Genomic DNA, 12,749 nt, shown 5'->3' on the forward strand with positions numbered 1-12,749 from the left:
TAACCGCGACCACCGACATGAAACTCAGGCGTTGACGATGGTGTCCAAGGCGGAATAGAAGATCCCGAGGCCGTCGTCGCTCGGTCCGGTGAGCGGCTCGGTGGCGTGTTCGGGGTGCGGCATCAAACCGACGACCCGACCGTTTGCCGAGGAGATGCCGGCGATCCCGCGCTGCGATCCGTTCGGGTTGCTGCCGCTGTAGCGGAAGACGACGCGACCCTCACCCTCGAGCTCGTCGAGCACATCCTGCGATGCCTGGAACCGACCCTCGGCATTTTTCACCGGAATCAGGATTTCGGCACCGGGCTCGTATCGCGACGACCACGCGGTATCGGAATTCTCCACCTTCAGCCACTGATCGCGGCACACGAAGTGCAGGCCCTCGTTGCGGGTCAGAGCGCCGGGCAGCAGGCCCACTTCGCAGAGCACCTGAAAACCGTTGCAAATGCCGAGGATCGGCATTCCGCCTTCGGCCGCCTTGACGACGGACTCCATCACGGGGGCGAAACGCGCGATAGCGCCGGCCCGGAGGTAGTCGCCGTACGAGAATCCGCCGGGAACGACGATGGCGTCGACGTTCTTCAGGTCCGCGTCGGCGTGCCACAGGCTGACGGCTTCGCCACCGGCGAGGGTGACCGCGCGGGAGGCGTCGACGTCGTCGAGGGTTCCGGGGAAGGTGATGACCCCTACGCGGGCGCTCATGCGACGGGCTCGACCGACACCCGAGTGACCGTCCAGTCCTCGATGACGGTGTTGGCCAGCAGTGATTCTGCGATCTTCTCGAGCTCGGCGTCGTCGACGGAATCGTCGACCTCGAGTTCGAAACGCTTGCCCTGGCGGACGTCGGACACGCCGGAGATCCCCAGACGGCCGAGCGCTCCTGCGATCGCCTGACCCTGCGGATCGAGAATCTCGGCCTTGGGCATGACATCGACAACGACTCGGGCCACGAAAGCGCTCCTTGAAATACGTACAGCAAGACAGTTACCGGCAGGTGGGAGTCTACGCAGCCCTGGCGGGAGGCGCGAAACCGCGCTTACTGTGGGGTCCATGCGGCTGACACACTTCGGACATTCCTGCGTTCTCGTCGAACTCAACGGCACCACCGTGCTGTTCGATCCCGGCACGTTCTCGCACGGGTTCGAGGGCATCACCGGACTCGACGCGATCCTCGTCACCCATCAGCACCCGGATCACGTTGACCTGCAACGACTTCCCGCGCTCGTCGAGGCGAATCCGCGAGCGGCACTGCACGCCGATCCGATGACTGCGGGCCAACTCGGTGGCCAGTGGACGCCGGCTCCCGCAGGCAGAGCTTTCACCGTCGGCGGCATCACGGTCACCGGCGTCGGCGGCACCCATGCCGTCATCCATCCCGAACTGCCGGAGATCGACAACACCGGCTACCTGCTCGGCACGCCGGAGAATCCAGGTCAGCTGTTCCACCCGGGCGACTCGCTGTTCGTCCCCGAGCAGCAGGTCGAGGTACTTGCACTTCCCGCAGCCGCGCCGTGGTCGAAACTCTCCGAGACCGTCGAGTTCCTGCGCGCAGTGGCCCCGAGGATGGCATTTCCCATCCACCAGGCCATCGTCGCGGAACAGGCCAGGGGCATCTACTACAGCCGCTTCAAGGAGATGTCCGACGCCGAAATCCGCGAGCTTCCCGAAGAATCGTCCGTCTCGATCTAACCGGTGACCTCGGGCGGGAGAGTGCCGATCATGGTCACCTGCGTCCCGTCCCACCGATAGTCGATCGTGACCGGGCCGCCGGTCGGATTCGCGTTTGCGTCAGCGGCGAGTGGCCAGCGGTAACTCACTGTGATCGTGTCGGCGGACTGGGCCGCCACCGACGTGAACCCGTACGGCTCCGACGTCGCAGTGCCGAGGTACTCAGCGTCGTGGAAGAACAGCAGATGTGTCGGTGAGCTGACCGTCGCGCCGTACGGCAGAGCTTCGACCCAGGTGAACGACGCACAGGGATCGCCCATGTCGGTAGCGACCCACGGTGAATCTGCGAACACGAGCGGCAGCGAGTCCACGGCCTGCGGTACCTGCCCCCACGTCAGATCCAGGCACAGTGGCTCGGCTTCCGACGTACCCATGGGAATCAGGTCGCTGGCCTCCTCTGGTGGCGTCCGCTGCGGCTGTGCTCCCTCGGTCACGGTGGCCGGGTCGGGCGTCACCGGCACCGGACGCGCCGGGGTGGTCGACGGAACGGCCGAGGACGGTGCTGCCGACGGGGTTCCTTGCTCCGCTCCGCCGCACGCGACGAGGGCTGTTGCACTGACTACGAGGAGTAGAAGTCGTTTCATGAAGACCACCTGGTTGGATTTGCCCGACGCCAGGTATGTCCGCTCGTAAACGTGTTCCGTTACATCACGTTTCGGTCAAGGTGCCGTTACATCCAGGCGATCAGCATTTTTCGCACCACTACGCGCACATTTCGCGACATTCCCGCGGAAATTTCGGCACAGTGGAGCACCAGTTGCACACTGGAACGCGCGTCATTCAGGCCAGCCGATGTCGAGCCGAACCAATTCACGAATTGCCGACTCGTCCACCGAGTCGAGTCCGTCGAGGAATGCGGCAGCGAAGGACCCTGGCCGCGACGTCGACCGAGCAGCGATCTCCGACGCCACCGCAACATGCGCGTGCGCCGCGACGGCACCGATCAGCGCATTCGGTGACACCGAGCAGTAGGCAGCCGTCAGCGCACCGAGGGCACATCCGGTTGCGGTAACCCGCTGCAGCAGTGCACTTCCGCCGCCGACCTTCACCATGACATCCGGGCCGAGAATGTGATCAGTCTCCCCCGATGCCGCCACCACGTCCGATCGATCGAGCAGCGACCGGGCCGCATCGACCGAATCTGCCACCTGCGCAGACGAATCCACTCCTCGCGATCCGCCGTCCGCACCCGCCAGTCCCATGACCTCGGACGCGTTCGCGCGAATGACGCTGGGCCGGTTGGCAAGTAGCTCGACGGCCACCTGGGTTCGCCACGGCAGACCGCCCGCTCCCACCGGATCGAGCACCCATGGCTTCCCCGCTGCCCTCGCTGCGGCCGACGCCAGCCGAGAACCTTCCACCTGAGCGGCCGTCGGCGTTCCGAGGTTGATCAGCACCGCGTCGGCGATCTCGGCGAAGCCCGCCGCTTCCTCGGGGTTGTCCACCATCGCCGGAGCCGCGCCTGCGGCCAACAGTGCGTTCGCGACGAACTGCACCGACACGGTGTTGGTCAGACACTGCACCAGCGGATTGCGATCGCGCAGAAGTCGATGGGCATGGGCGATGTCATCCAGGGTCACGCTCATGGCACTCATCGAACCGAGTCTACGACCGTGATCGCCGGATACGATGCCCTGGTGGCCACACTCCTCAAGCCCGAGCGGCACTTCCGAATCCTCGAGCTACTGCGTACGACGGGAAAGATTCTCTCTTCCGAACTCGCCGTGACGTTCGACGTTTCCGAGGACACCATCCGCCGGGATCTCGACGAGCTCGGAGCAGAAGGAAAGCTCAAGCGAGTGCACGGCGGCGCACTGGTCGTGTCCACGTTGCACCAGGACTACCGGGATCGGCGAGGCCAGGAGGTTTCGGCCAAATCGCTCGTCGCCCGTGCTGCTGCCGGCCTGTTGCAGGACGGCCAGGTGATTCTGATCGACGGCGGTACGACGGCGATCGAGGTGACGAAACAGTTGGATCCCGAACTTCGCGCAACCTTCGTCACGCACAGCCCGTCCACCGCGGTGAATCTTGCCGAACATCCACATTCCGAGGTCGTCGTGGTCGGGGGTCGCCTCCTGAAGAATGCGATGGTGACGGTGGGAGCACAGACCCTCAAGACCTACGAGTCGATCAACGCAGATGTCGCGATCCTGGGAATTCTGGGCATCAACGTCGACTCCGGCATCACTCATTTCGAGTACGAGGAGGCGCAGATCAAACGCGCGATGATCGAGGGTGCCCACCGCTCGATCGTGCTGTGCACCAGCGACAAGCTGGGCTACTCCGGTGCATTCCAGGTCGCTCCGCTGACGGCGATCACCACCCTGGCGGTCGAGCCCGGCCTCGATCCCGCACTTCTGCGGCAGTACCGCGACAGTGGCGTCGAGTGCATCTCCGTCGACGACATCGATTCGCTCGGTCAGGCATCCGCTGCGACGACCGACCGATCGCAGTAGCGATCGTCGACTGCATCTCCCCCGCTCCACAGCGCAGCCAGGGAAGTGGTCAGCGCACGGTGGCGGTCGTATCGCACCCGCATCGCGGACACCCTGCGCGGGTCGGGTTCGTAGGATCGGACATCAGGCGTGAATGCTGATGCAGCGGAATCGAAGTCGGCAAAGAAACCGACCGCCACTGCAGCAGTGATCGCGGCACCTCGGACACCGATCTCGCCGCTGTCGGCGACGTCCACACGCAGGCCGAGTGCGTCGGCGAAGATCTGCGGCCAGATCGAGCTGCGCGATGCACCCCCCGACATCCTGACGGCGGTGGGCCGAGCAGCGTCGTCACCTCCGAGGAGCACCTCGATATCTGCTTTGTGCGCGTGGACAATTCCCTCGTACACGGCCAGGGCTGTGTCGTCGAATCCGTCCTCGGCCACGGCACCGAGCAGGCCGGCCGGAGCGCCATTGGGCCCTCCGAACAGGTAGGGGAAGAACATCATGCCGGTGGGGCGATCTCGGGCGTATGCGCGAGCTACCGCCTCGTCGCACCGACGGTACATATCGCCGCCTGCGACGGTCTCGTCGACCGAGTGTCGAAGGATCTGCCGACAACACCATTCGAGGTTGCTCGCCGAGGTGATCCCGCCTTCGCTCGCCAGATACGTCTCGCCCGTTACGTATCGGCATTGGAGCAACGGGGACGTGCTGGTCCTGGGCCGTCGATGCAGTGTTTGGTCTATTCCGAACGTCCCTGCGACAACGGACATGTGCGTCTCGTCCAGCACCCGCGAGGCGACGGCACAGGCGACGACGTCGACCACTCCGCGAACGACGGGCGTGCCCACTGCGAATCCGGTGGATTCGGCGGCCTCGGGAGTGACCACGCCGACCGTCTCCGCTCCCGAACCGATGTCGGGTAACGAACTGCGCCACTGCGAGATTCCGAGCAAACCGAGTGCGTCCTCCGACCACGAATTCCGCTCGATGTCACACAATCCGGTGAGCCCCGCGTCGGTGTGATCGGTGGACATGTCACCACACAACCGGGACCTGATGTAGTCCTTGCACGCGAGGACGCGATGCACCCGCGGCCGCATCGCAGGTTCGTGCTTGTCGAACCACCTCAGCAGGGCCGCGGTCTGCCCGCTCCACATTCGCTGCGATACCAGTCGTGCGACGCGCGCAGCAGTCACCTCGTCCACAACGGACTCGGTGTCGACGTCCGTCCGAACATCGGTCGACAGAATTCCGTTTCCGACGGCCACACCGTGCTCGTCGACCAGCCACAACCCGCTGCCGTAGCCGGTGACCGAAATTGCGGCGATGTCGCGCGCTCCGATGCCCGACGAGCGCAGCAGGGCCCGCCCCGAGGAACACACCGCGCGCCACAGCGCGTCGGGATCCTGCTCACGCCTGCCCCCGCGCACCGTCGAGTGCGGACTGAGTTCTCTGGCTGCCGCCAGTTCGCGTCCACGTGCGTCGAAGAGTCCCGCTTTGACGAAGGTTCCGCCGGCGTCGATTCCGACGATGTATTGCTCCATGACCACCATTCCGTCTGCGTTTTAATGCAGCTCTTGCGATCCCGCGCGGAGGGCTACCGCCTCAGGACTAGATGACAAGGATCACACAGTTTCCCCGACGCCCCTAGTGAAATGGCATTTGAAGTCGAAAATATTACCGCCCGGTAGATATTGACTGCCACTCCGCACTGAGTTAACTTCGTCACTAAGTCGCACAAACCGGCATAAACACGAAGTCAGTTCCTCTTATCCCGGCGCCGCTCGAACACGAGCTCCCTCGGTCACCGCCCTCGCTCGGCACGGCAGGTGGCATTCGAAGAGGTTCCGCCCTGTACTCCCACCCGTCACCTCGGGCCAGGAGTCGACGGGCACGACCACGAGGACCCCGACGACCGGGAACCTCACCGTCTCGAACAAAGGACTCTTGTCGTGGATTTTCAACTGGTCGCTTACCTCGCTGCATTCGGCGGTGGTTTGGTCGGTGCAGCACTCGGCGGACTGTTCGTCTTCAGCCTCTGCGGCATCTTCTGCATCGTCGGTGTGGTGGCAGCGCTGGCCGGCGTCGACTACGACTTCCTGGGGCAGTTGGCATTCGGGCCCTTTCTCGGCCCGCAGGTAGCGTTCGTCGGGGCAGTTGCGGCAGCGGCCTACGCCAAACGCACCGGCAAGCTGGACGACGGTAAGAACATTCTCTCCCCGCTCGTCGGCCTGGGCAGCAGCAGTGTGCTGCTCGTCGGCGGAGTGTTCGGAGTTCTCGGCTTCGGACTGGAGAAGGCTCTCAAATCCGCCCTGAGCTTCGACTCGACGATCGCCTCGACTGTGGTGCTCACCGATACGGTCGCCCTCACGGTCGTCGTTCTTGCTGCAGCAACTCGACTTTCGTTCGGCCGAACCGGTTTGGTGGCATCGAATCGCGGTGGGCCGGGCGCACAGATCGCCACCCGGTGGCACCCGACTGCCACGCAGGCCTGGCTACCGTTCCAATCACACCGGCTGCAAGTTGCCACCGTCGCTGTCGGCTTCGGACTCGCAGCGGGGTGGCTGATCGTCAGTCTCCCGGACTCGGCACGCGCACTCGGTCCGATTCTGCTCTTCGGTTTCAGTGCCACAACACTTCTGCTGTTGCAGATCGGATTGTCCGGTCCGGTATCGCATCACATCACGTTGCCCGCCGGGCTGGCCGCCGTCGCCGTCCTCTCCGCAGGTGCAGACACCTCGATTGCCCTGCTGGTGGCCGTCGGAGTGGGGCTGTTCAGCGCGTTTCTCGCCGAACTCAGCTCTCGCATCTTCCACACACTCGGAGACAGCCACTTCGACCCGCCTGCGTGCGCAATCGCTGTCACGACGTCGTTGATCGTCGGCACCCAACTCGTACTCGGTCAACTCTGAACCGGCCTGTCGGCCCCACAGCGGCACCTGCTCGATCTCATTCGACACACCCCACCCATCTCGCCACGAAACGACGGAAAAGAGCGTCAGCCATGACTCAGTACATCCTCGGAATCGACGAAGGTACCACCAGCGCAAGAACTCTCATCTTCGATGAGAAGTGCGAGGTCCGCGCGGTCGCTCAGCGCGAAATCACTCAGATCTATCCGAACTCGGGATGGATCGAACACGATCCACAGGAAATTCTCACCGCGCAGCTGGAAACGATGCGCGAGGCGCTGCGGAGCGCAGATCTCGAACCGACCGACATCACCGCCATCGCACTGACCAATCAACGCGAAACGGCCGTGGTCTGGGACAAGGAGACCGGGCGGCCGATCCACAACGCCGTGGTCTGGGCATCGCGACAGAGCAACGGCGTGATCGAGCGATGGCGGGAACGCGGACTCGACTCCGTCATTCGCGAACGCACCGGCCTGAACTCGGACGCCTACTACTCCGCGTCCAAGATCGCCTGGATTCTCGAGACCGTACCCGGAGCCCACGAGCGAGCAGAGAAGGGGGAACTGTTGGCCGGCACCATCGACACCTGGCTCATCTGGAACCTCACCGGACGATGCGCACACGTCACCGACTACTCCAACGCCTCGCGAACGATGATGTTCAACATCCACACCCGTGAGTGGGATCAGGATCTGCTCGACGCCTACGGCATTCCGCGCTGCATGCTCGCGAAGGTCGTACCCTCCGACACGATCGTGGGCGATGCCGGTGCTACTTTCGGGGCCCCGATTCCCATTGCGTCCAACATGGGCGATCAGCAGGCCGGGCTGTTCGGGCAGGTCTGTTTCCGAGCCGGTCAGGCCAAGATGACCTACGGGACGGCCGGGGTTCTGACCATCAACTGCGGCGACACTCCTCAGATGGTGGAGGGCGCAACGACTTCCGTTGCGTGGGGCATCGGCGACGATGTCCGCTACGAGAACGAGGGCGTGCTGTTCAGCATGGGCAAGACCATGCAGTGGCTGCGCGACGACATGAAACTCATTCACGGAGCCGCGGACTGCGAATGGTACGGAGGCCAGGTGGCCAGCACCGAAGGCGTATATCTGGTTCCCGCCTTCACCGGACTTGCCGCTCCGACCTGGGATCCATACGCTCGGGCCTGCATCGTCGGAATGAGCAGCTCCACCAACAGATTGCACATCATCCGCGCAGCCGTCGAATCGATGGTCTTCCAGACCCGCGACGTCGTGGACGCGATCACCGCCAACGGTCAGGTCACTCTGCCCGAACTGCGGGTCGACGGCGGGGCCGTGAACAACAACATGCTCTGCCAACTCCAGGCCGACATCCTCGGCATTCCGGTGATCCGGCCGGCCATCACCGAGGCCACTGCCCTGGGGGCGACGCTGATGGCCGGATTGAGCACGGGGGTATGGGAATCCCTCGACGAGATCGAGGCACTGTGGTCGGTGGACCGCACTTTCGAGCCCAAGATGGACCGCACCAAGGCCGAGGAGATGTACGCAGGCTGGATCGAGGCGGTCGAGCTCTCCAAGGGCTGGGCCCGCAAGGTGACAACCCGATGACGTCGACTTCGACACTCGCACAGTCGGTATTACGGAAGCCGGCACAGCTGTTCGAGTCCTACGTCTTCGATCTCGACGGCACGCTGTATCTCGGCGACGAGCTGCTTCCCGGTGCCGCGCACCTGGTACAGACCCTCCGCGCTCTCGGCAAGCGAGTGTTGTTCTGCAGCAACAACCCGACCCGCAAGCCGGAGCAGTACGCCGCCAAGCTCACGGCGCTGGGAATCTCGACCGATACCTGTGACGTGATCACCACGTCGATGACGACGGTGCGTTGGTTGTCCGAGAACGCCGCGGGCAAGCGGATATTCGTGATCGGTGAACCACCGCTGAAGGAGGCGATCTCGGCGGCCGGATTCGAGTTGAGCGAAGACCCCCGCGAGCTCGACATAGTGGTCGCAAGCTACGACCGAGGGTTCGATTACCGCAAACTCAAGATCGCCTTCGAGGCTCTCGCAGTCCATCGTCGCGCGATTCTGGTGTCCACCAACCCCGACCGATTCTGCCCTCTCCCCGGAGGATTCGGCGATCCGGACGCGGCGGCGGTCACCGCAGCCATCGAGGCGAGCACAGGACTGACCGCGGTGGCGCAGATGGGCAAGCCGAGCGCCTTCATGTTCGAGACGATCCGCGCGCTCACCGGAATCGATCCGGCCACCACCGTCGTTGTGGGCGACCGATTGACCACGGATATCGCCATGGGAGCCGGGGCCGGCACCTCCACAGCTCTCGTTCTCACCGGGGAATCGACTCTGGACGACGTCGATCGCACCGAAGCGGATGAGCGGCCGACCTACATCGTCCGATCGGTCGCAGATCTTCTCCCCGGTCCGTTGGAACGGGCTGCGCTATGAGTCGGCTCCGAACCATCGGTCCATCGAGCACTGCGGGCTATCTCGACCGGATCGGTATCGACCACGACACCTCTACTCTGCGAACCCTCGTCAGCTCTCCCGGTGCTCTGTCCGAACTGAACGCCGTTCTGGCCGAGCTGAACACCACGGGTACCGCCGTGATCCTGCACGACGGAACGCCGATCTCGGTGGGCACACGCGACATTCTCGCCGAGATCGACAGCGAGGTCGCGAAGACCTTCACCGCTGTGATGCTCGTTCCCGAGAAGCAGCACGAGTCGGTGATACTCGACGAGGCAACCGTGAACCGTTCCACGGCCGCCAGTGCCGGGTGCGCCGCCGTCGTGGCCGTCGGCGGCGGGACCATCGTCGATCTCGGCAAAGTGCTCTCGCACCACCACGACGTCCCTCTCGTGGTGATCCAGACCTGCGCATCGGTGAACGGCTTCTCCGATCCACTCTCGGTCCTCGTCCGCAACGGAACCAAGAGCACGGTTCCCACTGCCTGGCCCGTCGCACTGATCATCGACCACGAGGTGGTCGCGAACGCGCCGGCCGAGCTGACCCGAGCAGGCTTCGGGGACGCAGCCGCGATCTGGTGCGCACCTGCCGACTGGTATCTGGCCTGCGCGCTCGGCATGGACACCGAGTTCGACTCCGAGGTTCTTGCCGTGATCGGGACAGCGGCGCAGCGGCTTCGGGGGGTGCCCTCCCTGTCGGGGCTCGATCTCGACGCACTGCTGGACACCCTCACGTACGGCGGGCTCGGCATCGGCGTCACCGGTACCACTGCGGTGGTCTCGGGTTGCGAACATCTCGTCAGCCATCTGATCGACATGGCCGCAGTCGCCCGGGGTGCCGAGCACGACCTGCACGGCGCTCAAGTCGGTGTTGCCGCCGTGGTATCAGCGGCACTGTGGGAGAGCGCAATCGAATCGTTCGATGGCGTCGCGATCGACGTGGACGACGCCACGACACTCATTCCCGACCTCGAGACGTCGGTTGCCATGGCTTGGCAGGCAATCGATCCCACCGGGCAGGTGGGTGCAGCGTGTGCCCGGAATGTCGCGAGCAAGATGGGCCGGTGGGTCGACTTGCGTCCCGAACTGAGTTCCTTCGTGGAAAAGTGGCCCGAACATCGACTCGTATTGACCGCGCTGCTCAGACCCGCGTCGGATATCGCAGCAGATCTGAGCGCTATCGGTGCACCGACGCGATTCTCCGAACTGACACCGCCCGTGGACCGCGAGACGGTCCGTTGGATCTTGCGGACACTACCGCTCATGCGTGATCGATTCACGTTGTGCGACCTGCTGCTCGTATCAGGCCGCTGGACCGACGACTTCATCGACCGCGTGCTCGACCGTGCCGCCGCGGCCGGCGGCGGATTCTGAACCGAAGACCATTTTCCGTTGTACAACAACATCTTTCGACCCAATGAAAAGGAGCGTGTCTCATGCCACACGGTGGCGATCTCGTCGCAGAAATTCTGCGCAAGCACGGAGTGACTCAGGTGTTCGGCCAGCCTGGCGGCCAGACGGCTGCGTTCTACCAGGGCCTGTCGAACAGGAAGGACATGTCCCATCTCGGTTGCCGCGACGAACGTTCCGCGGCCTACGCCGCCGACGCCTACGCTCGGGTGAGCGGTAAGCCGGGAATCGTGGACGTGACGGTCGGACCGGGTACGACGAAGCTTCCCGACGGACTCATCGAGAGCATGAACGCCTCGGTTCCCATCGTTGCCATCGTCGGCGAACTTCCACGATCGTGGGTTCCTCTGCGCGACGGTGGCGTCGGCTCCCAGGGATTCGACCAGATGCCGTTCTTGCAGACCATGACCAAGCAGTCCTGGTTGGCACCGGACCTTGAAACCGTGCCCGATCTGGTTCGGGCGGCGTTTCGCACCGCCACCACCGGCAAGCCCGGTCCGACGGCGGTGGTGATCCCGCACGATGTGCTCGACGAGGAGTGGGAAGAAACCGATCTCGAGGTCGAGGAAAGATTCAATTCTGCGCCCGCATACCGAAGCCGACCGTCCGACGACGAACTGCGCACTGCCGCAGCGCTGATCGCGAAAGCAGAGCGTCCATACATCATTGCCGGCGGCGGTGTTCTGGGTTCGAGCGCAACCGCCGAACTGGCCGAATTCGCTACTCGCGTCGGCGCTGCCGTGGGCACCAGCTTCACCGGCAAGGGCTCGGTCACCGAGACCGAGAGCTACTCGGTGGGCGTGCTGAACCCACTCGGATCACAGGCCGCGCGTGAGCTGGCCGGCGAGGCCGATCTCATCATCTGGCTGGGATCGAAAGTGGGACAGAATACTTCATTGAACTGGGCCCTCCCGAAACCTGAGCAGATGACCATCCAGGTCGACGTCGACGGCAGTCAGCTCGGTCGAACGTTCGGTCCTTCGTCCGGACTGCTGGGTGATGTCAAGGCCACCCTCGAGGCGCTCATTCCCCTGATCGAACCCAAGTCGGTTCCGCAGTGGCAGAACAGAATTGCGGAGTCGAAGACGGCCGCGTGGGCCTCGACCGAGCCACTGAGGCTGAGCGAAGCAAGCCCGGTCATGCCGCCGAGGGCCATGACCGAATTGGCCAAGCATCTGCGCCCCCACGACATCGTCGTCTCCGACGCCAGCTTCAGCGCCGGGTGGATATCGAACTATCTGAAGAACCCGGTTCCCGGCCGCAATTTCCTGTTCGCACGCGGACAGGGCGGACTCGGATATTCGACCCCGGCGTCGATGGGTGCCGCCAAGGCGCGCCCCGAAGCGCGGATCGTCACCGTCTCGGGCGATGGCGGATTCAGCTACTCGGTGGGAGAATTGGCCACCCAGGCCGCACACGGAATGAACATCGTGCACGTCGTGCTCAACAACGGAACATGGGGATGGCTCCGCATGTGGGAGCACCTGCACTACGAGGGCCTGCGTTATTCCGTCGACCTCGAGAGCGAGAAGGCCAGCACCTCGTACGCCGCAGCGGCGGCAGGGCTGGGAATGCAGGGAATCCTGGTCACCTCCGCAGACGAGTTGGCCAGTGCATTCGACAAGGCCTTCAGCACCGAAGGACCGACGGTGGTCGAGATCAGGATCGATCCCGACGCAACGCCGATCGACAGCTACACCCGCAGGTTGGCGTCGGGCAAATTTTATCCGCGCCCGGGCACGGTCTACCAGGCTCGCCCATGGCGGCAGTCCGCTGGACGAAAGTAACTGCA

General features: G+C 64.1%; 12 protein-coding genes. 7 read left to right on the top strand and 5 right to left on the bottom strand.

Annotation, left to right across the window (positions count from 1 at the left end; all coding sequences use genetic code 11):
- Positions 1 to 24: 24 nt before the first annotated feature.
- Together purQ and purS are read right to left on the bottom strand one after the other, a co-directional pair.
- Positions 25 to 702 (bottom strand): phosphoribosylformylglycinamidine synthase subunit PurQ, encoded by a 678-nt coding sequence (purQ, locus tag AB0366_RS02750; protein ID WP_366242598.1) that lies wholly within the window; start codon positions 700 to 702, stop codon positions 25 to 27.
- Positions 699 to 950, bottom strand: a complete 252-nt coding sequence (purS, locus tag AB0366_RS02755) for a phosphoribosylformylglycinamidine synthase subunit PurS (RefSeq protein WP_121870815.1) — start codon at positions 948 to 950, stop codon at positions 699 to 701. Before purS ends, purQ begins: the two co-directional genes overlap by 4 nt.
- Before the next feature lie 100 nt (positions 951 to 1,050).
- On the opposite strand from purS, the gene AB0366_RS02760 reads away from it, so the two are divergent.
- The gene (locus tag AB0366_RS02760) at positions 1,051 to 1,689 is read left to right on the top strand and encodes an MBL fold metallo-hydrolase (protein WP_366242599.1); all 639 of its coding nucleotides are present in this window, start codon (positions 1,051 to 1,053) and stop codon (positions 1,687 to 1,689) included.
- Here AB0366_RS02760 and AB0366_RS02765 read toward each other — a convergent pair.
- Together AB0366_RS02765 and thiM are read right to left on the bottom strand one after the other, a co-directional pair.
- Positions 1,686 to 2,312 (bottom strand): LppP/LprE family lipoprotein, encoded by a 627-nt coding sequence (locus AB0366_RS02765; RefSeq protein WP_366242600.1) that lies wholly within the window; start codon positions 2,310 to 2,312, stop codon positions 1,686 to 1,688. The two genes, AB0366_RS02760 and AB0366_RS02765, sit on opposite strands and share 4 nt — an antisense overlap.
- A gap of 192 nt (positions 2,313 to 2,504) precedes the next feature.
- The gene (gene thiM / locus AB0366_RS02770) at positions 2,505 to 3,323 is read right to left on the bottom strand and encodes a hydroxyethylthiazole kinase (protein WP_366242601.1); all 819 of its coding nucleotides are present in this window, start codon (positions 3,321 to 3,323) and stop codon (positions 2,505 to 2,507) included.
- 18 nt (positions 3,324 to 3,341) lie between these two features.
- Between thiM and AB0366_RS02775 the strand changes: the two genes are divergently transcribed.
- Complete coding sequence (locus tag AB0366_RS02775) at positions 3,342 to 4,184, top strand: DeoR/GlpR family DNA-binding transcription regulator (RefSeq protein WP_366242602.1); 843 nt, start codon at positions 3,342 to 3,344, stop codon at positions 4,182 to 4,184.
- Here AB0366_RS02775 and AB0366_RS02780 read toward each other — a convergent pair.
- Positions 4,148 to 5,713 carry an FGGY family carbohydrate kinase gene (locus AB0366_RS02780; protein ID WP_347871294.1) on the bottom strand — a complete coding sequence of 522 codons (1,566 nt, stop codon included), beginning with the start codon at positions 5,711 to 5,713 and terminating at the stop codon, positions 4,148 to 4,150. The two genes, AB0366_RS02775 and AB0366_RS02780, sit on opposite strands and share 37 nt — an antisense overlap.
- Positions 5,714 to 6,121: 408 nt before the next feature.
- Between AB0366_RS02780 and AB0366_RS02785 the strand changes: the two genes are divergently transcribed.
- The 5 genes from AB0366_RS02785 to AB0366_RS02805 all read left to right on the top strand — a co-directional run bounded on the left by AB0366_RS02785 (position 6,122) and on the right by AB0366_RS02805 (position 12,744).
- Positions 6,122 to 7,081, top strand: coding sequence for a hypothetical protein (locus AB0366_RS02785; RefSeq protein ID WP_347871293.1), 960 nt, complete (start codon positions 6,122 to 6,124; stop codon positions 7,079 to 7,081).
- 92 nt (positions 7,082 to 7,173) lie between these two features.
- Complete coding sequence (glpK, locus tag AB0366_RS02790) at positions 7,174 to 8,673, top strand: glycerol kinase GlpK (RefSeq protein WP_347871292.1); 1,500 nt, start codon at positions 7,174 to 7,176, stop codon at positions 8,671 to 8,673.
- Complete coding sequence (locus AB0366_RS02795) at positions 8,670 to 9,527, top strand: HAD-IIA family hydrolase (protein ID WP_366242603.1); 858 nt, start codon at positions 8,670 to 8,672, stop codon at positions 9,525 to 9,527. The genes glpK and AB0366_RS02795 overlap by 4 nt, the downstream gene beginning before the upstream one ends.
- Entirely contained in the window at positions 9,524 to 10,921 is a 1,398-nt protein-coding gene (locus tag AB0366_RS02800) for an iron-containing alcohol dehydrogenase (RefSeq protein WP_347871290.1), read from the top strand. Before AB0366_RS02795 ends, AB0366_RS02800 begins: the two co-directional genes overlap by 4 nt.
- A 62-nt stretch (positions 10,922 to 10,983) precedes the next feature.
- Positions 10,984 to 12,744 (top strand): thiamine pyrophosphate-binding protein, encoded by a 1,761-nt coding sequence (locus tag AB0366_RS02805; protein ID WP_347871289.1) that lies wholly within the window; start codon positions 10,984 to 10,986, stop codon positions 12,742 to 12,744.
- Positions 12,745 to 12,749: the final 5 nt, after the last annotated feature.

Source organism: Rhodococcus sp. NPDC076796 (genome assembly GCF_040702765.1).
Lineage (GTDB): Bacteria > Actinomycetota > Actinomycetes > Mycobacteriales > Mycobacteriaceae > Rhodococcoides.